Source organism: Pantoea cypripedii, from assembly GCF_011395035.1.
Lineage (GTDB): Bacteria > Pseudomonadota > Gammaproteobacteria > Enterobacterales > Enterobacteriaceae > Pantoea > Pantoea cypripedii_A.
Genome location: NZ_CP024768.1, coordinates 1,060,592 through 1,079,467 on the forward strand (window position 1 = coordinate 1,060,592; position 18,876 = coordinate 1,079,467).

Genomic DNA, 18,876 nt, shown 5'->3' on the forward strand with positions numbered 1-18,876 from the left:
CAAAAAACAGCGCAGGGCTTGCTATTGGCGTACCGGCGGCTTAAAGCGCAGCAGACGATTCGCATTACTCACCACGGTGATGGAAGAGAGTGCCATCGCTGCCCCAGCCACGATCGGGCTAAGCAGCATCCCGGTAAACGGATAAAGTACACCTGCTGCAATCGGAATGCCTAAACTATTGTAAACAAATGCCCCCAGCAGGTTTTGCCGCATATTTCGTAACGTGGCGCGGGAAATGGCCAGCGCATCGGCGACGCAGTGCAGGTCGTTGCGCATCAGCGCCATGGCGGCGGTTTCAACGGCGACATCGCTGCCACCGCCCATGGCAATTCCCACATCCGCCTGTGCCAGTGCCGGTGCGTCGTTAATACCATCGCCCACCATCACCACTTTGCGCCCCTGCTGTTGTAACTGCGCAATGGCCTGCGCTTTTCCTTCAGGCAGTACGCCCGCAATAACCTGATCAATTCCGGCTTCGGCAGCGATGGCCCGCGCGGTTTTTTCATGATCGCCGGTCAGCATGATCAACTGATATCCCTGTTGATGCAGGCGTTGCAGCGCGTCGCGGCTCTCCGGACGCAAGCTGTCACGTAAGGCGATCAACCCGAGCAGTTGGTGCTCATCCGCCAGTAGCACCGGCGTGGCTCCCTGCGCTGCCAGCCGCTCAATGTCGTCACGCGCGACCGCACAATCCACCTGCTGTGCTTCCATCAACGCAAGGTTGCCCAGCAACAACGTTCTGCCCGCGACTTTAGCGCTGACACCCTTGCCGCGTATTGTACGAAATTGCTCAATTTCAGCGGCAGGCAGCTCTGGGGTCGCCTCAACGATCGCTTTTGCCAGTGGATGGCTGGAGTCTTGCTCCAGCTGTGCCGCCGCCTGCAGCACCTGCTGACGATCCCAGTTGGCATACAACAGCACATCATTCACCTGTGGCGATCCCTGCGTCAGGGTGCCGGTTTTATCGAATACCAGCGTGTCCACTTCGCTGGCGCGTTGTAGCGCATCAGCATCCCGTACCAGCACACCCAGCTCTGCGGCACGCCCCACACCGGCAATCACTGACATGGGCGTTGCCAGTCCAAGGGCGCAGGGACAGGCGATAATCAATACCGTGGTGACAATGACCAGCGTGTAAGCCAGCTGCGGTTGTGGGCCAGCCAGATACCAGATCAACCCGCTGAGCAGGGCAATCGCCACGACCACGGGCACAAATATTGCGGAGATACGGTCAGCAAGGCGTCCGATATCGGGTTTGCTGCTCTGTGCCTGACGGACCAGATTGATGATGCGCGCCAGAGTGGTATGGCTGCCGGTGGCGCGAGCAATAAATCGCAGCGTACCGTCCTGTACCAGCGTACCGGCGTAGACTTTGTCTCCAGATTGTTTGCTTTGCGGTACGGCTTCGCCCGTCAGCATGGCTTCATCGCACCAGGCTTCGCCGCTGTCGACTTCGCCATCGACCGGTACGCGGTCACCGGTGACCAGTTTGATCAGCATACCGGGCTGCACTTCACTCAGCGGCAGCAGAGTTTCCCCCTGATCGCTGATGACACGGGCCTGGGCCGGGGTTAAATCCAGCAAACGTTCCAGTGCCTGGGAAGCCCGTTGCCGTGCCCGTTGTTCAAGCGCATGGCCCAGATTGATCAAACCAATGATCATCACGCTGGCTTCAAAATAGAGATGACGCGCCTGCACCGGGAAAAATTCGGGCCACAGCGCCACGCTCATGGAATAGAGCCAGGCAGCACCGGTGCCGAGGGCAACTAGCGTATCCATGGTTGCGGTGCCGTGACGCAGGCTGCGCCAGGCGCTGCGGTAGAAGTGGCCGCCTGCTATCACCATCACCAGTAACGTTATGACCCCCAGCGTGCGCCATAACGTGATGTTGCTGGCGCTGAGCATCATATTGTCACCCAGCATGCCCCAGATCATCATCGGTACGCCGAGCAACAACGCCAGTGCCGATTGCCAGCCAAATCGGCGCATTGCCTGGCGGGCGCTGACCTGCTGACGTTCACGGCGGGTTTGTTCATCTTCGATAATTTCTGCGGAATAACCAGCCTGATCGACCGCTCCAATCAAAGCCGCAGGTTGTGCATCACCGAGCACCAGCGCGCTGCGCTCACCCAGATTCACGCGTGCCTGACTCACGCCAGGCACCTTTTGCAGTGCCCGCTCAACACGGCTGACACAACTGGCACAGCTCATTCCACCAATTATCAGGTGATGGACGGGCTGAGTTTCATCTGCCGGGGGCGAATAGGACTCCGTTGCCAGCGCCTCCGGCTGCGGCTCTGATGCTGCCAACGGTTCAGACTTTGGGCTGTCTTTCAACGCCGCGTGATACCCTGCCTGTTCTACGGTGGCGATCAGATCGCTGGCGCTGGCGGCACCCGTGACACGCGCTTCCTGCTGAGTCACCTCAGCCTGTTCAACATCGCTGCGCTGTTCCAGCGCCTCTTTGACCCGTTTGACGCAGTGGCCACAGGATAAGCCATCCAGCGCCAGTAACTGTGTATGTGACATGTTTAACTCCTTATGCGTTCAGGTTTGACTGCATGCAGACTTTGCATTAGTTATAAAGCCTAAACCTTCCATTCAGGGGAAGGTCAAGGGGAGCATATGAACATTAGCGATGTTGCCAAAAAAACCGGGCTGACCAGCAAAGCGATTCGTTTCTACGAAGAGAAGGGCGTTGTGACACCGCCGCTACGTAGCGAAAATGGTTATCGCAGTTACAATCCACACCATATTGATGAACTCAACCTGCTACGCCAGGCGCGGCAGGTGGGTTTCACCCTTGAAGAGTGCCGCGAACTGGTGACGCTGTTCAATGATCCTGCGCGTCATAGTGCTGATGTGAAGGCGCGAACGTTGCAAAAAGCGGATGAGATTGCGGCCCATATCGAGGAATTACATGCAATGCGTGCACGTTTGCTGGCGCTGGCCGAAGCTTGCCCGGGTGATGATGGCGCAGAATGCCCCATCATCAATCACCTGGCGGGGTGCTGCCATCAGGATGCCGGGAAACGCGGCTGAATCCGTAGCGTAATGCCGACCACACCCGTGACCACCACCTGAGTACCGGCAGGCAGATCGTTTTCTGCCTGCACACGCCAGCTGCTGTCGCCAATGCGTATATGGCCGGTGCCATCTTTCAGGGCGCTCTCCAGCGTGAAGTGTTGCCCGATCAGTTGCGTACCGCGCTGATTGAGAACGTTAGGCTGCTGAGAGGCTTCGCGGTAGCGCATCCAGCGATACCAGAAAAACACGCACAGCAGCGTTAATACCGCAAACAACACGCCCTGGCTGGTCCAGGTGAAGGGAAAAAACCACTCAATGATGCCGACCAGCACCGCCGCCAGTCCGCTCCACAGCAGATAGCCACTGGTGCCAAGCATCTCAGCAGCCAGCAGCAGGCCGCCAACTGTGAGCCAGAACCAGTGTGGATGCGCAATCAGCTCCATCAGGATCACGGTTTGCGCTCCCGACCGCTGTCTTTCAGCAATTCGCTAATCCCGGCCACTGAACCGAGCAGGCTGCTGGCATCCAGCGGCATCATCACCACTTTGCTGTTATTCGCCTCACCAATTTTTTGCAGCGCATCGGTATATTTTTGTGCCACAAAGTAGTTCACCGCCTGGATATCCCCGGCAGCAATCGCCTCGGATACCATACGGGTTGCATTGGCTTCGGCCTGCGCCTGACGTTCTCGTGCTTCGGCGTGCAGGAAGGCTGACGTCCGTTCACCTTCTGCTTTCAGAATCTGGGATTGTTTTTCACCCTCGGCGCGTAAAATGGCGGCCTGGCGTACTCCTTCGGCGGTCAGAATATCGGCACGCTTGGTTCGTTCGGCTTTCATCTGCGCGTTCATGGCGGCAATCAGTTCCTGCGGCGGACGCACATCACGAATTTCGATACGGGTGATTTTCACGCCCCAGGGGTTGGTCGCTTCATCGACAATGTGCAGCAGACGGGTATTGATGTTATCGCGCTGCGACAGCATCTCATCCAGCTCCATGCCGCCGAGAACGGTACGGATGTTAGTCATGGTGAGATTGATGATCGCCAGCTCAAGGTTGCTGACTTCATACGCCGCCCGTGCCGGATCGACCGCCTGAATAAAGCACACGGCGTCGATAGTCACGTTGGCGTTGTCTTTGGAAATGATTTCCTGAGAAGGAATATCAAGGACCCGTTCCATCATGTTGACCTTGCGGCCAATGCGGTCCATAAAGGGAACAACTAAACTCAGACCGGGTTGCAGGGTGCGGGTATAACGCCCAAAGCGTTCCACCGTCCACTGATACCCCTGTGGCACAATTTTTACTCCGGCCCATACAGTAACCAGCGCGAGTACGATGATTACTGGCATCACAGTCAACATATAACCTCCTGGTTGTCAGATATACAGGGCCGAGTCGCTTCGGCCCCCGAGTACTCCGTGCTGGTCAGTACAGCAGCGAATACAACTGGCGGCGATAGCGAGCCGCCAGGGCATCACCCGTTCCCAGCGCTGCCAGAATTTCCTGCAACATCTTACGCACCTGGCCGTCACCGGCGTTGAGATCGCTTTTCAGGAAGCCAAACAGCAGCTCAAGCGCTTCTTCATTACGGCCCACCTGATGCAGCTGTAACGACAGTTTAGCAGCCAGGTCGGCGTTCGCGGGGTCCTTTGCCAGCTGTTCCTGCAAATGCTGGATTTCAGGCGTGTCGGCGGCCTGTTTCAGCAATTCGATTTGTGCTACCAGGCTCTGATAACGGGTATCCTGATCCTGCAACGGCACCACGTTGAGCACCGCTTCCGCTTCGTCGCTGCGGTTCAGGGTGATCAGCACTTCTGCCAGCAGAAAACCAATTTCACTGGCCTGATTGCTTAACTGCCAGGCGTCTTTCAGCAGCGGCAGCGCTTCCAGTGGTTTGCCTTCATCCAGCAGGGCCATCGCCTGCTGTGCCTTCAACTCTTCTTCACGCGGCAGGACTTTTTGCAGCAGGGCGCGAATGGCTTCTTCGGGCTGGGGGCCCTGGAAACCATCGACAGGCTGACCATTCTGGAACAGATAAACCGTTGGCAGAGAGCGCAGACCAAACTGGGAAGCCACCATCTGCTCTTTATCGCAATCCAGTTTCGCCAGAATAAACTGCCCGGCATACTCCTGAGCCAGATGCTCCAGCACCGGCGTCAGTTGCTGACAGTGCTGGCTACGGTCGGACCAGAAATAAAATAGCACCGGCAGCTGCGTGGATTGTTCCAGCGTCTGATGCAGGTTGGATTCGTTGATGTCGATAATTAAAGCGTGTGACATGAATGCGTCTCTTTGCTGAAAGTGTGTTGAGAATATGGGGGCAAGCTACCCGGCTTCAAGTTCAAATCAGAGTTGCAGGCTATTTGCTGCGCAAAATGCGATCCAGCATCCAGCCCGGCAAGATGCGTTTTAACAGGCTCATACTCCAGGCCACCAGCGTCACCGGATAGCGCAGGCGCGGGTGCTGACTTTCCAGCGCATGACGGAGCTTCGGTAAAATCGCCTCGGGCGGCAGGGTGAAGCGCGCGGCAATACCGGGATTGCGCACCGGTTTATCGCTCTCGCCCTGATGAACGTTATCGGTGAAGCGGGTACGAATCGGCCCAGGTTCAATCAGGCTGACACGGACGCCGGACTGACGCAACTCCATCCGCAGCGCATCACTCCAGGCTTCCAGCGCATATTTACTGGCGGCGTAAGCGCCGCGTCCGGGGGTGGAAATCAGCCCCAGCACTGAGCTGGTGTTGATGATACGACCATTGCCGCTGGCTTTCAGCGCGGGCAGCAGACGCATCGTCAACTGATGCGTGCCAAAAAAGTTGGTGGAGAATTGCTGTTCCAGTTGCTGACGCGACAGGCTTTCGAGCGGTCCGTAAATGCCAAAGCCACCGTTGTTGAACAAACCGTGCAGGCGATTTTCCGTCAGCGCAATCACCTGGTCAGCGGCGGCATCGACGCTGGCCGGATCGTCAAGATCCAGCGCTATCCCGATAAAACCCAGCGCATGCATACGTTCTACGTCTTCTGCCCGACGGCAGGCAGCAATGACACGATACCCGCGTGACAGCAGATCATTTGCCGCCACCAGGCCAATCCCACTGGAACAGCCGGTAATAAGAATCGATTTTTGCATAACTTTACCTGTTAAAAATCACGCGCCTGCGTTAATCATGCTTTACTAGCGGGGCCAGTTCTTTCGCCATCACTCCAGCGATAAAGGGCTGCGCATCCGGATTCGGATGAATACCATCCTGCTGCATCCATTCCGGTTTCAGGTAGACCTGCTCCATAAAGAAGGGCACCAGAGGAATGTCGTACTGTTGTGCCAGCTGCGGATAAATCGCGCTAAACGCCTCCGTATAACGACGTCCATAATTTGCCGGTAAACGAATCTGCATCAGCAGCGGCTGGGCATTTGCCGCTTTTACGTCGTTGATGATTTTGCTCAGATCCTGCGCGATATTCTGCGGTGGGAAGCCGCGCAGACCATCGTTACCGCCCAATTCGATTAACACCCAGCGCGGTTGATGCTGTTTTAATAACGCCGGTAAACGCGCCAGTCCTTGTTCGGTGGTATCGCCGCTGATACTGGCGTTGATAATTCTGGGCTGCTGCTGCCATTGTTTATCCAGCAGGCTCGGCCAGGCGACGGTGGCGGACATCCGGTAACCGGCGCTAAGGCTATCGCCCAGCACCAGCAGGGTATCAGCCGCGGCAAGACGTGACACCAGCAGAAGCAATAACAACAGGAAGGGATAATGCCAGCGGAAAACATTGTTGAAGTTCATCATCTTACTAAGTCCGTCGGTCAGGGAGAGCATCAGCTGACCATCCTTACCGGAGTTGAGCTGGTTGTCAAACCAGCCGAGACCATCGCGCTGATTGGTGAGTCGGGCTCGGGTAAATCGACCCTGCTGGGTATCCTCGCTGGATTGGATGATGGCAGCAGTGGCGAAGTCCATCTGCTCGGTGAACCCCTGCATACCATGAATGAGGAGCAGCGCGCTGCGCTGCGTGCCCGTGAGGTCGGCTTTGTTTTTCAATCCTTTATGCTGGTGCCAACGTTAAATGCGCTGGAAAACGTGCAATTGCCTGCGCTGTTGCGCGGCGTGAGTGATCGGGAAAGCCGCGCTCAGGCGGTGGATTTGCTGACGCAGCTGGGATTGAAAGCGCGTTTGCATCATCTTCCCGCGCAACTTTCCGGTGGAGAACAACAGCGGGTGGCACTGGCCCGTGCTTTTAATGGACGCCCGGGTCTGCTGTTTGCTGATGAGCCGACCGGCAATCTCGATCGTCACACCGGTGACCGTATCGCCGATCTGCTGTTTTCCCTGAACCGGGATTTCGCCACCACCCTGATCCTGGTCACGCACGATGAACAACTGGCGGCGCGCTGCGATCGTCGTCTGCGGCTGCGTGACGGCAAATTGTGGGAGGAGTCATGATCTGGCGCTGGTTCTGGCGCGAGTGGCGTTCGCCCTCGCTGTTGATCGTCTGGCTGGCGCTGACGCTGGCGGTGGCCTGTGTGCTGGCGTTGGGATCGATCAGCGACCGCATGGAAAAAGGATTGAGCCAGCAAAGCCGTGATTTTATGGCGGGCGATCGCACGTTGCGCAGCAGTTCGCCGGCACCGGAAGCCTGGCTGGCAAAGGCGCGCGAGGAGGGCTTGTCAGTCAGTCGCCAGCTCAGTTTTATGACCATGACCTTTGCGCAGGAAACGCCGCAACTGGCGGATGTGAAGGCGGTTGATGATGCGTACCCGATGTTCGGTACCTTGCAAACGGATCCCCCCGGTCTGCGTCCGGCTGCCGGTACGGTGCTGGTGGCCCCGCGTTTGCTGGCGTTGCTCAACCTGAAAACCGGCGACCAGATTGATGTGGGTGACACCACGCTGCGTATTGCCGGGGAGGTGATTCAGGAGCCGGATGCGGGTTTCAATCCGTTCCAGACCGCACCGCGCCTGCTGATGAACCTGGCCGATGTGGAAAAAACCGGGGCCATTCAGCCAGGCAGCCGTCTCAGCTGGCGTTACAAATTCTCGGGCGATCCGGCCCCTCTGGCACGTTACGACAGCTGGATTCAACCACAGCTGAAGGCCGATCAGCGCTGGATCAGCGTCGAAAACTCAGAAGATGCCTTAGGGCGATCGATGCAGCGCGCGCAGCAATTTTTGCTGCTTTCAGCGTTGCTGACGCTGCTGCTGGCGATCGCCGCAGTTGCCGTGGCGATGAGCCACTATTGCCGCAGCCGCTATGATTTGGTGGCGGTGCTGAAAACCCTCGGTGCGACGCGGCGGGTGCTGCAACGGTTAATCATCGGCCAGTGGCTGGCAGTGCTATTGCTGGCGGCGCTGGCGGGTAGTGTGCTGGGGCAGGGGATTGAAGTCATCCTGATGGTGATGCTGAAACCGGTCCTGCCTGCCGCGCTACCCGCCGCCAGTTTGTGGCCCTGGTTGTGGGCACTGGGGGCGATGTTTGTCATTTCGCTGCTGGTGGGGCTGCGACCTTACCGTTTATTACTGGCAACCCAGCCGCTACGGGTTTTACGGCGGGATGCGGTGGCGGATGTCTGGCCGCTGCGCATCTATCTGCCGGTGATGGCGCTGGTGGTGATTGGTCTGCTGGCGCTGCTGATGGGCGGCAGCAAAATGTTATGGGCGCTGCTGGCGGGCGTAGTGATGCTGGCGTTATTACTGGCCTTACTTGGCTGGGGCGCGCTGCTGCTGTTGCGGCGTCTGGTGGTGCGCAATCTGGCGATGCGGCTGGCAATTAATCGCCTGCTACGCCAGCCTGCCATGACATTAAGCCAGCTGGCGGCCTTTTCGCTCTCCTTTATGCTGCTGGCGTTATTGCTGGTGATGCGCGGTGATCTGCTGGATCGCTGGCAACAACAATTGCCACCGGATAGCCCCAACTATTTCCTGCTGAATATGACGCAGGAACAGGTGCCACAGGTGCGTGATTTCCTCAGTTCGCATCACATCAAAGCAGAAACTTTCTACCCCATTATCCGCGCCCGTCTGACGCAGCTGAACGGCAAGGATGCCGATCCCAATATGGATAATGCTCTGAATCGTGAGCTGAATCTGACGTGGCAGGCGGATCGACCGGATCACAACCCGCTGGTGGCGGGCACCTGGCCACCGCATGCCGGAGAGGTTTCAGTCGAAACTGAACTGGCGGCTCGTCTGGGCGTGAAGCTGGGCGATACCCTGACTTTTAGCGGCGATACCCAGCAGTTCAGTGCCAAAATTACCAGCCTGCGTAAAGTTGACTGGGAAAGCATGCGACCGAACTTCTTCTTTATCTTCCCGCCGGGCGCACTGGATGAGCAGCCGCAGACGTGGCTGACCAGCTTCCGGATGGCAAGCAATCCGGCATTACTGGCGCAACTGAATCGCAGCTTCCCCACCCTGAGTCTGCTGGATATTGGCAGCATACTGCGCCAGATTGGTCAGGTGCTGGCGCAGGTCAGCCAGGCGCTGGAAATCATGGTGGTGCTGGTGACGATTTGCGGTGTGTTGCTGTTGCTGGCACAAATCCAGGTCGGTATGCGCCAGCGCCGCCAGGAACTGGTGGTTTATCGCACGCTGGGGGCGAGTAAGCGCCTGCTGCGTGGGACGTTATGGTGCGAGTTCGCGCTGCTTGGCCTGGTATCGGGCGTGGCGGCGGCGCTGGGGGCGGAAGCAGCGCTGTGGGGATTACAACGTAAGATCTTTGATTTCCCGTGGGAACCGGACTGGAGCTTATGGCTGGCGTTACCGATCACCGGCGCGGTTTTGCTGTCGTTGTGCGGCGGCTGGCTGGGGGTACGTTTGCTGAAAGGGAAGGCGTTGTTCAGAAAGTTTGAAGCGGCGTGATTTGAAGGCACCTGACCGTAGCGGCGCAATTTATTGCGCAATTCCGTGTATTTTATCGGAAAAAACGCGCGATAAATCGCGCCGCTACGGGATAACCGATCCGGTTACAGCTTCTCTACCGCCCAGGCGATACCACTGGCGTACTCAGGCGGCAGCAAGGGCACCAGCGCGTTCAGCGCGTCAGCCAGTCGGGCCTGGTCGCTGTCGGTGAGATTCAGGTGGCCCACTTTACGTCCCGGACGCACTTCTTTTTCGTACCAGTGCAGATGCACCAGCGGCTGATGCAGCCACGCCAGATTCACATCAGTACCGATCAGATTGACCATGACGGAAGGTGCGTATACCACCGGCTGTGGCAGCGGCAAACCCAGTACGGCGCGTAAATGCAGCTCGAACTGGCTGATGGACGCACCATTCTGTGTCCAGTGCCCGCTATTGTGTACGCGCGGAGCCAGCTCGTTGATCAGCAGGCCCTGCGGCGTAACGAAACACTCCATCGCCATTACGCCCACGTAGTTCAGCTCATGCATGATGGCGCTGAGCATCGCTTCGGCCTGTTGCTGCTGGGCGACATCCGCCTGCGGGAAGGCTACGCTGGTACGCAGAATGCCGTCCTGATGCAGGTTATGGGTGAGGGGATAGAAAACGGTGCTGCCGTCCTGCCCACGTGCACCCACCAGTGAAACTTCGCCGCTGAAGTTGATGCCCTGTTCAACGATGCATTCACCGTAGCATTCATCCGGCAGGCTGTCGGTTTCATTGGCGCGCAGACGCCACTGACCACGTCCGTCATAACCACCGGTGCGGCGTTTGACGATGGCAAGTTCGCCCAGCGCACTGAACACCTGCGGCCACTCGCCTTTATCCGCCAGCAACTGCCACGGCGCGGTGGCGAGGTTGAGCTGATCGAGCAGCTGTTTTTGCGTCAGGCGATCGGCCAGACGTGGGAATATATCGCGATTCACAAACGCCGGATGGCTTGCCAGTTCGCGCGTCAGCGCGGTTTCCGGCCAGCGTTCAATTTCGGCGGTGATAACGCTCTGCGCGATCGGCAGTGCAGACGGTTCGGCGTCCAGTCCCACCGGGTAAACAGCAATCCCCAGCGGTTCACCCGCCTGACGCAGCATCCGGCCTAGCTGACCATTTCCCAGTACGCAAACCGGCTTCATGCATCCCCCCGCGGGTCCGGGTTGTTCAGCACTTCATCGGTCTGGGCCTGACGCCAGGTTGCCAGGCGAGTGGCCAGCGCGCTGTCGTGAATCGCCAGAATCTGTGCGGCCAGCAGTGCGGCGTTAGCGGCACCGGCTTTGCCGATTGCCAGCGTACCAACCGGGATACCACGCGGCATTTGCACGATGGAGTAAAGGCTATCAACCCCGCTCAACGCGGCGCTTTGTACCGGTACACCCAGTACCGGCACCAGGGTTTTGGCTGCCAGCATGCCCGGCAGATGTGCGGCACCGCCAGCACCGGCGATAATCACCTGAAAACCATTCTGTGCGGCGTTTTCGGCAAAGCTGAACAGTTTGTCCGGCGTGCGGTGAGCAGAGACCACTTCAACGTGGAAGGGGACATCCAGGCTGTTAAGAATTTCCTCGGCGAACTGCATGGTAGCCCAGTCACTTTTGGAACCCATGACGATGGCGATACGAGCCGGGGCGGCGTTGGATGACATGCGGTCAACTCCTGTGAATATACAAACGAACCTGGCCGGGCGGGCAGGTGAAGAAGGGCACAGAGAATAGCATGAGATGGCAGCAAGGAAAACGGTTGCGTGGCCGGAAAACGGGCAAGATTGCCCGTGAGTCAGAACGGAAATTCGATCAGCCTGACGCCATCGGCATCGACCTGAACCATCGATCCCTGTTGATGCCAGGCACCGAGCACCACGCGTTGTGCGTTTTCACCCTGCAAAACAATCTCATGGATAGCCGGGCGATGGGTATGGCCGTGAATCAATAGCCGGACCTGCTGGCGCGTCATGGCCTCGATCACCGCCTGTTGATTGACATCCATAATGCTCAGCGATTTATGCTGATTGGCCTGTTTACTGTTGGCGCGCATTCTGGCGGCAATCCGCATGCGCAGACGCAGCGGTAAGGCGAGAAACAGCTTTTGCAGCCAGCGCTGATGCACTTTGGCGCGGAAACGCTGATAGCCTTCATCGTCGGTGCAGAGGGTGTCGCCGTGCATAATCAGCAGACGCTGACCGTACAAGGTTAACACCTGTTCTTCCGGCAGCAGCGTCATGCCGCTGGCGCGGGCAAAGCGCTGGCCGAGCAGGAAATCGCGGTTACCGTGAATAAAGTATTTCGGCACCGGCAACGCGTTGAGCGCGGCGGCGATTTGCTGATGCAGCGGATTGGGATCGTCATCACCGATCCAGGCTTCAAACAGGTCGCCGAGGATGTAAAGCGCATCGCACAGATGCGCTTCACGCTGCAAAAAATGCAGAAAACCGGCAGTGATTGCCGGTTCGTCCTGACACAGATGAAGATCTGCGATAAACAGCGTGCGCGACATTACTCGCTAACGGTCACTTTCTGGATGATCACGTCATCTTTCGGCACATCCTGGTGCATGCCGCTGCGGCCAGTGGCTACCGCTTTGATTTTTTCGACCACGTCCATACCTTCAACCACTTCAGCAAACACGCAGTAACCCCAGCCCTGCAGGCTTTCGTCACGGAAGTTCAGGAAGTCGTTGTCGGCTACGTTGATGAAGAACTGCGCAGTGGCCGAGTGCGGGGCCTGAGTACGCGCCATCGCCAGGGTGCCACGGGTGTTTTTCAGACCGTTGTTGGCTTCGTTACGGATTTCTTCTTTGGTGGCTTTCTGTTTCATGCCAGGCTCAAAACCGCCGCCCTGGATCATAAAGCCATTGATGACACGGTGGAAAATGGTGTTGTCGTAGAAACCATCACGGCAGTAATCCAGGAAGTTCTTTACGGTTGCCGGCGCTTTATCATCGAAAGTTTTAATTACGATATCGCCATGGTTCGTCTGGAAAGTGACCATCATTCTCGTCCTGTAAAGGTTGTCGTCGGTGTCGATAGCCGCGCATACAAAGCAGCGGGCCTTTTTGTAGACGCTCCTTATATCACAAATTGTGATGACGCGTCAGCAAGGTGGCGGCTGTTGCTAAGCTGGAAAAATACGGCACAATATGCAGCTAGCCGGAAATGGCCTTCTTCGCACACGTTTATACGGAACCTTTCAATGTTAAAGATTTATAACACCCTGAGTCGACAGAAAGAGGAATTCAAACCCATCCATGCTGGCGAAATCGGCATGTACGTGTGCGGCATCACGGTGTACGACCTCTGTCATATCGGCCACGGACGTACCTTCGTTGCGTTTGATGTGGTGGCGCGCTACCTGCGTTATGTCGGTTATACGCTGAAGTATGTGCGTAACATCACCGATATTGACGACAAAATTATCAAACGTGCCAACGAAAATGGCGAAAGCATTGAAACCCTGACCAATCGTATGATCGGTGAAATGCACAAAGATTTCGCCGCGCTGGGTATCCTGCCGCCGAATCTGGAACCGCGCGCCACGCGTCATATCGACGAGATTATCGAACTGGTTGGCCTGCTGATTGAGCGTGGTCATGCCTATGTAGCCGACAACGGCGACGTGATGTTTGATGTTCTCAGCGACAAAGATTACGGTGCCCTGTCACGCCAGGATCTGGAGCAATTACAGGCCGGTGCGCGCGTGGAAGTGGCGGAAGTGAAGCGCAATCCGATGGATTTCGTGTTGTGGAAAATGTCCAAAGCGGATGAACCGGCATGGAGTTCACCCTGGGGCAATGGTCGTCCGGGCTGGCACATTGAATGTTCGGCGATGAACTGCAAACAACTGGGTACCCATTTCGATATTCACGGCGGCGGTTCTGATCTGATGTTCCCGCATCATGAAAACGAAGTGGCGCAGTCTACCTGTGCGCATGACGGCCCGTATGTTAACTACTGGATGCACTCCGGCATGGTGATGGTTGATCGCGAGAAGATGTCAAAATCCCTCGGCAACTTCTTTACCGTGCGTGATGTACTGCAACATTACGATGCGGAAACCGTGCGTTATTTCCTGATGTCGGGCCACTATCGCAGCCAGCTGAACTATGGCGAAGATAACCTTAATCAGGCACGTGCGGCGCTGGAGCGTCTCTATACTGCGCTGCGCCACACCGATGCCGCTGCTGTGGCGGCGGGTGGTGAAGAGTTCGAAACGCGTTTCCGTACCGCAATGGATGATGACTTCAACACGCCGGAAGCTTACTCGGTGCTGTTTGATATGGCGCGTGAAGTGAACCGTCTGAAAACGGAAGAAAAAGCGGCTGCCGATGCACTGGCGGCGAAACTGCGTCAGCTGGCGAATGTGCTGGGCATTCTGCAGCAGGACCCGGAGCAGTTCCTGCAAAGCGGTGCTCAGGCCAACGATGATGAAGTGGCGGAGATTGAAGCGCTGATCAAGATGCGCAACGATGCGCGTAAAGCGAAAGACTGGGCGCAGGCTGATGTCGCGCGCGACAAGCTGAATGCGTTGGGGATCGTGCTGGAAGATGGTCCGCAGGGCACGACATGGCGTCGTAAGTAATTAACAAGGGCGAACTTCGGTTCGCCCTTATTGTTTATGCCACAACGGTAATGCGTTGACCGGCAAATTCCACTGTCTGACCCGCGAAAATCTTACAGCGTTTACGTGTTTCCACTGCGCCATCAACGCGCACTTCACCTTCGTCGATTACCGCTTTGGCCTGAGCGCCACTCTCCACCCAGCCTTCAAGTTTCAGCAGATCGCACAGATCAACATGGGGGTGTTTACCCAGAGAAAAACTTGCCATTATGCGTTCTCCTCATCATGGTACTCTTCGCACGCCTGCAGCGTGTTCTGAATCAGGGTGGCGACCGTCATCGGGCCAACACCACCTGGCACTGGCGTGATGTAGGAAGCGCGTTCTGCAGCGGCAGCGTAATCCACATCACCGACAACTTTACCGCTTTCCAGACGGTTGATGCCCACATCGATCACAATCGCGCCCGGTTTGATCCAGTCACCCGGAATAAAGTTTGGTTTACCGACGGCAACGATCAGCAGGTCAGCGTGCTCAATGTGGTGACGCAGATCTTTGGTGAAGCGATGGGTGACGGTGGTGGTGCAACCCGCCAGCAGCAACTCCATGCTCATTGGACGGCCGACGATATTGGATGCGCCGACCACAACGGCGTTCAGGCCGTAAGTATCGATGTTGTAGCGTTCCAGCAGCGTCACGATACCGCGCGGGGTGCAGGGACGCAGTTTCGGTGCGCGCTGGCACAGGCGACCGACGTTATACGGATGGAAGCCATCGACGTCTTTGTCCGGCACGATACGTTCCAGCACTTTGACGTTATCAATACCCGCCGGTAGCGGCAGCTGCACCAGAATGCCATCGATCTCATGATCGTTATTCAGGGCATCGATTAAATCCAGCAGATCGGCTTCGCTGGTGGTGGCAGGCAAATCATATGAACGGGATATGAAGCCCACTTCTTCACAGGCGCGACGTTTGCTGGCGACATAGATCTGTGAAGCGGGGTTTTCACCCACCAGAACGACTGCCAGGCCCGGCGCGCGTTTTCCAGCGGCCAGACGCTGCTGCACTTTTTCCGCAACCTCAAGGCGCACCTGCTGCGCAATCGTTTTACCGTCAATAATTTTTGCTGCCATCAGAGAGGAAATCCACTGTGTAATGTTGAATCGGGGAAAGGCGCCTATTCTGTCAGAAGCGCGCCGCGCTGTCAGGCACAGATTGATCCTGAGGTCTGCTTTTGTCACTTCAGATCGTCAGCGTTAACCCTTATCATGCCCGGCAATGAATTTAGTGGAATGCATATGATCTGGTTAATCCTTGCGACTTTAGTGGTGGTGTTTGTGGTGGGTTTCCGCCTGCTGACTGCCGGTTCACGCCATGCTGCACAGGCGCTCAGTAAACGGCTGCAACTGCCCCCGGTCCATGTGGAATCGATGCTGTCGCTGATGGGTAAAGAGGCGGCAAAGGAATTTACTGACTACATCACCGGTGACAACGAAAGCCATCTGCAAAATGCCGCAGCGGTGCTGCTGATCTGGCAGGTGTTTATCGTCGATAGCGGGGACGCGAATATGCAGCGCTGGCACCAGATTTTGCTGCGTGCACATTTTTCTCCGGTGATCACGCAGCAGCAACTGTTGCTGGCGATGGGTTTTCTGCGCGAGCTGGAACCGGACAGGCAGGAGATGAATGCCCTGCGTGAACGATTTAATGGCGGTTTTGCCCAGGGGATTGAACTGGAAGGTGAGGCAAAAGAAGAAACAAATCTAATCTCACTGAGCGAATATCGCAATCGTCATTGAGGGGCGATGGGTTAGCGGACGCAAAAAAATGCCCCCGGCTGGTAACAGACGGGGGCATTTTTATTGCTGACACCGATGATTATTTGCGGTTTTTACGCATGAAATCATCCATAAAGTTGGTCAGTTTTTCAGCCGCAGGCAGTGACAGTGCATTATAGATAGATGCACGGATACCTCCGATGGCGCGATGGCCTGCCAGGCCTGAGAAGCCTGCTTCATGGCTTTCAGCCAGGAATTTTTTCACCAGCGTTTCATCAGGCAGTTTAAACGCGACATTCATTTGTGAGCGGTCTTCGACGCTGCTCCAGCCATTGTAGAAACCATCACTGTTATCCAGCATGGCGTACAGCAACTCAGCTTTATGGCGGTTGGTTCGCGCCATATTTTCCAGACCACCAACATCATTAAGTAACCAGCGGGTGACCAGCAGTACAACGTAAATTGCAAACACCGGGGGGGTGTTGAGATTGGAATGTGATTCCACCTGACGGCGGTAGTTGAGGAACGAGGGCAGCTCCTCAGAAGAGGCTTTTACCACGGTGTCATGTACCAGCACGATGGTGACGCCTGCCGGACCGATGTTTTTCTGGGCATGGGCGTAAATCACCGAGAATTTATTGGCATCGCAAGGTTTTGACAGGAAATCAGAGGACATATCGCAAACACGCGGAACATCATCGCGGCCCAGTATGCGCTGGAATTGCAGCCCTTCAACCGTCTCGTTCGACACATAATGCAGATAAGGTGCGTCCGGTGAAAAATCGAGTTCATCATCAGCGGGCAGGCGGTTAAATCCGCAAGATTCACCGCTCCAGAGCACTTTAACCGGGCCTTCGCGGCGAGCTTCAGTGACAACCTTACTGCTCCAGTAACCGGTATCAAGATATTCAGCGGCGTGTTTCTGACCACGCAGTAGTGTCATCGGCACCATAGAGAACTGCTGCGTGGCACCGCCTTGCAGGAACAAGATGTGGAAATCTTTCGACAGTCCCAGCAGGGTGCGAATGTTGTTTTCAGTTTCTTCAACAACTGCAGCAAACCAGTCAGAACGATGGCTGATACCGAGGATGGACAGGCCAACTTCTGGCACTTCTTTTATTGCAGCTTCAACCTGTGCGAGAACCGTTTCCGGTAATGCCCCAGGGCCACCGGAGAAATTCAGGGCGTTACGTGAAATCATGTTTATTTTTGTCCTTTTAACGCATCATCAGATGTGTCGGTGTGCGCAAAGGCACGGGATAACAGCAAATCGCGGCATGCTGTTTTAACTTTGTTCATGTGGATTTGTTTATGCGGGAACATCTCTTCCAGATCCATTGCATGGACGACCATTGCCGGGTCAATTTCAAACACCAGCAGTGTGCCTTCCGGTGTTTCACTGCAATCAATTCCCAGATAATCGAGCTGCGTGGTGTCGTAAATCGCTTTCAGCGCCTGCTGGTGACGGTCTGCAAAATCCTGGAAGTGATCGAGAAAAGCCGCTTCTTCTTCACGTTTTTGCGGATCTTCGTACATGGACGCATTGACGTAATGCACCATCCAGTGTGATGAAATCGCCATGTGGCAGGCATAAGGCACACCGTCGATCAGCGAAATACGGTACTTGCGGAACTGACCATCTTCATTGCTGTAATCAATAAAACGAGACAGGAAATAGTCTTCAACCTTAACGCGCGTCAGATATCCGGCCAGTTCGTCCTGGCTGGTTATTTTCTCCAGACCATGACCGCCATGTGACCCTGCCGGGCGCAGGATCACCGGGAAGTCACTGTCGGGCAGGGCATCGCGCAGTGTCATTTTTCCGGCAGCAACTGCGGCCAGTGTTGAAAATGTCACCGGATGTGCCTGCGCGATGGTTAAACCTGGTTTGTTCTGCAACATCCTGCTGGCTGTATGGCGCTCAGAACTCGGAATGTGTTGCGGTGCATTGATCACCGGTACCGGCCACTGATTTGCGATGCTTTCAAGCTGTTGCAGCAGGAACAGATTTTCGGTGGTGGCACTGATGCCAATCATCAGTAGATCGTGTTCAGGGATCGGGGATTCAAACGGGGCTTCTGGCGTAATGTAGTAATAAATCAGCTCGATATCGCTGTTTTCCAGCAGGCAGTCGAGGGGGACATTGACGGAAAGCGTGCCGGGAACCATCAGCATCAGTAAACGCAGCCTGGCTGGTTGTTGCGCAGCCCTGAGGGTGTAAACCTGTTGCATCGCCAGGGCCTGATTCTGAATCGTCAGTCCCAGGTCAGTGCATTGCAGGCACTGCATGACGGTGGAAAGATTCATCCACAATACCGCGTCATCAGGACTTTTCTCAGCGCGCTTGACCAGTTCCTGTGCGATCTGAGTACATTCATCGCCCGCAATACTCATGCGTAAAAACGGTGCCAGCCCAAGGAACTGTGTCGCGTCAAAAGCCCTGGGCGTTGAGTTGTGGTCCGGAGAGAGGGGGGATAGTGTTTGCAAATGAAGTCGTCTCTTTTGGCCGTAGGGTGCATCGAATACTGCATCGGTTTCTGTCCGTAGGATAACGAATCAGAGAGGGCTCCAATCGCCAGAAAATCGCTAAATTATTCGTCGACTAATACTGATTAAGGTTTTTTTA

The 18,876-nt window shown here is 56.1% G+C and carries 19 protein-coding genes; 5 read left to right on the forward strand and 14 right to left on the reverse strand.

Features of this window, described 5'->3' with window-relative positions; genetic code table 11:
• Positions 1 to 21: 21 nt before the first annotated feature.
• Positions 22 to 2,529 carry a copper-exporting P-type ATPase CopA gene (gene copA / locus CUN67_RS04840; RefSeq protein WP_208714237.1) on the reverse strand — a complete coding sequence of 836 codons (2,508 nt, stop codon included), beginning with the start codon at positions 2,527 to 2,529 and terminating at the stop codon, positions 22 to 24.
• 96 nt (positions 2,530 to 2,625) lie between these two features.
• Between copA and cueR the strand changes: the two genes are divergently transcribed.
• Positions 2,626 to 3,042, forward strand: a complete 417-nt coding sequence (gene cueR, locus CUN67_RS04845; protein WP_208714238.1) for a Cu(I)-responsive transcriptional regulator — start codon at positions 2,626 to 2,628, stop codon at positions 3,040 to 3,042.
• Here the strand turns inward: cueR and CUN67_RS04850 are convergent.
• From CUN67_RS04850 to tesA, 5 genes are all read right to left on the reverse strand, one after another.
• Positions 3,018 to 3,476, reverse strand: coding sequence for an NfeD family protein (locus CUN67_RS04850; RefSeq protein WP_208717065.1), 459 nt, complete (start codon positions 3,474 to 3,476; stop codon positions 3,018 to 3,020). The genes cueR and CUN67_RS04850 overlap by 25 nt on opposite strands.
• Positions 3,476 to 4,390, reverse strand: coding sequence for an SPFH domain-containing protein (locus CUN67_RS04855; protein WP_084873260.1), 915 nt, complete (start codon positions 4,388 to 4,390; stop codon positions 3,476 to 3,478). Before CUN67_RS04855 ends, CUN67_RS04850 begins: the two co-directional genes overlap by 1 nt.
• 64 nt (positions 4,391 to 4,454) lie before the next feature.
• Entirely contained in the window at positions 4,455 to 5,309 is an 855-nt protein-coding gene (locus CUN67_RS04860) for a thioredoxin family protein (protein WP_208714239.1), read from the reverse strand.
• Between the two features lie 79 nt (positions 5,310 to 5,388).
• The gene (locus CUN67_RS04865) at positions 5,389 to 6,162 is read right to left on the reverse strand and encodes an SDR family oxidoreductase (RefSeq protein ID WP_084873265.1); all 774 of its coding nucleotides are present in this window, start codon (positions 6,160 to 6,162) and stop codon (positions 5,389 to 5,391) included.
• 31 nt (positions 6,163 to 6,193) lie between these two features.
• Positions 6,194 to 6,820 carry a multifunctional acyl-CoA thioesterase I/protease I/lysophospholipase L1 gene (tesA, locus tag CUN67_RS04870; RefSeq protein ID WP_208714240.1) on the reverse strand — a complete coding sequence of 209 codons (627 nt, stop codon included), beginning with the start codon at positions 6,818 to 6,820 and terminating at the stop codon, positions 6,194 to 6,196.
• Between tesA and ybbA the strand changes: the two genes are divergently transcribed.
• Positions 6,788 to 7,474, forward strand: a complete 687-nt coding sequence (ybbA, locus tag CUN67_RS04875) for a putative ABC transporter ATP-binding protein YbbA (protein WP_208714241.1) — start codon at positions 6,788 to 6,790, stop codon at positions 7,472 to 7,474. The two genes, tesA and ybbA, sit on opposite strands and share 33 nt — an antisense overlap.
• Positions 7,471 to 9,888, forward strand: coding sequence for a putative ABC transporter permease subunit YbbP (gene ybbP, locus CUN67_RS04880; RefSeq protein WP_208714242.1), 2,418 nt, complete (start codon positions 7,471 to 7,473; stop codon positions 9,886 to 9,888). The genes ybbA and ybbP overlap by 4 nt, the downstream gene beginning before the upstream one ends.
• 104 nt (positions 9,889 to 9,992) lie before the next feature.
• Here ybbP and purK read toward each other — a convergent pair whose 3' ends face one another.
• From purK to ppiB, 4 genes are all read right to left on the reverse strand, one after another.
• Positions 9,993 to 11,057 carry a 5-(carboxyamino)imidazole ribonucleotide synthase gene (gene purK, locus CUN67_RS04885; RefSeq protein WP_208714243.1) on the reverse strand — a complete coding sequence of 355 codons (1,065 nt, stop codon included), beginning with the start codon at positions 11,055 to 11,057 and terminating at the stop codon, positions 9,993 to 9,995.
• Positions 11,054 to 11,563 (reverse strand): 5-(carboxyamino)imidazole ribonucleotide mutase, encoded by a 510-nt coding sequence (gene purE / locus CUN67_RS04890; RefSeq protein WP_208714244.1) that lies wholly within the window; start codon positions 11,561 to 11,563, stop codon positions 11,054 to 11,056. The genes purK and purE overlap by 4 nt, the downstream gene beginning before the upstream one ends.
• 131 nt (positions 11,564 to 11,694) lie before the next feature.
• Positions 11,695 to 12,411, reverse strand: coding sequence for a UDP-2,3-diacylglucosamine diphosphatase (gene lpxH, locus CUN67_RS04895; protein WP_208714245.1), 717 nt, complete (start codon positions 12,409 to 12,411; stop codon positions 11,695 to 11,697).
• Complete coding sequence (gene ppiB / locus CUN67_RS04900) at positions 12,411 to 12,905, reverse strand: peptidylprolyl isomerase B (protein ID WP_084873276.1); 495 nt, start codon at positions 12,903 to 12,905, stop codon at positions 12,411 to 12,413. The genes lpxH and ppiB overlap by 1 nt, the downstream gene beginning before the upstream one ends.
• A gap of 201 nt (positions 12,906 to 13,106) precedes the next feature.
• Between ppiB and cysS the strand changes: the two genes are divergently transcribed.
• Positions 13,107 to 14,492, forward strand: coding sequence for a cysteine--tRNA ligase (cysS, locus tag CUN67_RS04905; RefSeq protein WP_208714246.1), 1,386 nt, complete (start codon positions 13,107 to 13,109; stop codon positions 14,490 to 14,492).
• 34 nt (positions 14,493 to 14,526) lie between these two features.
• Here cysS and ybcJ read toward each other — a convergent pair whose 3' ends face one another.
• Together ybcJ and folD are read right to left on the reverse strand one after the other, a co-directional pair.
• A complete protein-coding gene (gene ybcJ / locus CUN67_RS04910; protein WP_208714247.1) occupies positions 14,527 to 14,739 on the reverse strand; it encodes a ribosome-associated protein YbcJ in 213 nt (70 codons plus the stop codon).
• Positions 14,739 to 15,605 (reverse strand): bifunctional methylenetetrahydrofolate dehydrogenase/methenyltetrahydrofolate cyclohydrolase FolD, encoded by an 867-nt coding sequence (gene folD, locus CUN67_RS04915; RefSeq protein ID WP_208714248.1) that lies wholly within the window; start codon positions 15,603 to 15,605, stop codon positions 14,739 to 14,741. Before folD ends, ybcJ begins: the two co-directional genes overlap by 1 nt.
• A 165-nt stretch (positions 15,606 to 15,770) precedes the next feature.
• On the opposite strand from folD, the gene CUN67_RS04920 reads away from it, so the two are divergent.
• Positions 15,771 to 16,271 (forward strand): DUF1198 family protein, encoded by a 501-nt coding sequence (locus CUN67_RS04920; RefSeq protein WP_208714249.1) that lies wholly within the window; start codon positions 15,771 to 15,773, stop codon positions 16,269 to 16,271.
• Between the two features lie 79 nt (positions 16,272 to 16,350).
• Here the strand turns inward: CUN67_RS04920 and CUN67_RS04925 are convergent, their stop codons facing one another.
• Positions 16,351 to 17,451 carry a phosphoserine transaminase gene (locus CUN67_RS04925; RefSeq protein ID WP_208714250.1) on the reverse strand — a complete coding sequence of 367 codons (1,101 nt, stop codon included), beginning with the start codon at positions 17,449 to 17,451 and terminating at the stop codon, positions 16,351 to 16,353.
• 2 nt (positions 17,452 to 17,453) lie between these two features.
• Entirely contained in the window at positions 17,454 to 18,737 is a 1,284-nt protein-coding gene (locus CUN67_RS04930) for an ATP-grasp domain-containing protein (protein WP_208714251.1), read from the reverse strand.
• Positions 18,738 to 18,876 lie beyond the last annotated feature (139 nt).